This is a genomic window from Pseudomonas sp. NPDC088429, from assembly GCF_044753305.1.
Taxonomy (GTDB): Bacteria; Pseudomonadota; Gammaproteobacteria; order Pseudomonadales; family Pseudomonadaceae; genus Aquipseudomonas; species Aquipseudomonas rustica.
The window spans coordinates 700-1,331 of sequence record NZ_JBIVMX010000172.1; the positions used below are offsets into that span (position 1 = coordinate 700).

The 632-nt window shown below is 57.4% G+C and carries 1 pseudogene; it reads right to left on the minus strand.

Features of this window, described 5'->3' with window-relative positions:
* Nucleotides 1-589 (minus strand): annotated as a pseudogene (locus ACIP66_RS28765) (F0F1 ATP synthase subunit beta); the annotation flags it as partial.
* Nucleotides 590-632: the final 43 nt, after the last annotated feature.

The following is a 632-nucleotide window of genomic DNA, read 5'->3' on the forward strand; positions in this document are numbered from 1 at the left end:
GGGAGTCCTTCAACTCGTGGTAGAAGTCGTGACCCTCACGAGTACGCTCACCCACACCGGCGAACACGGAATAACCGCTGTGCTCGATGGCGATGTTACGGATCAGTTCCATCATGTTTACGGTTTTGCCTACACCGGCACCACCGAACAGACCGACTTTACCGCCTTTGGCAAACGGGCAAACCAGGTCGATAACCTTGATGCCGGTTTCCAGCAGGTCGTTGCCGCCTGCCTGTTCAGCGAACGAAGGCGCTGGACGGTGAATGCCCCAACGCTCTTCGGTGTCGATCGGGCCAGCTTCGTCGATCGGGTTACCGAGGACGTCCATGATCCGGCCCAGGGTCGCTTTACCGACCGGTACGGAGATGGCTGCGCCAGAATCGGTAACTTCCAGACCGCGCTTCAAGCCCTCGGTGGAACCCATCGCAATGGTACGAACCACGCCGTCGCCCAGCTGCTGCTGAACTTCCAGAGTGGTGCCGGCATCGCTTTTGACTTTCAAAGCGTTGTAGATGCTCGGTACGCTGTCGCGTGGAAATTCCACGTCGATAACGGCGCCGATGATTTGAACGATACGTCCGCTACTCATAGCTGGATCCTCTGAATATTTGAACCGTTAAACCGCGGCAGCG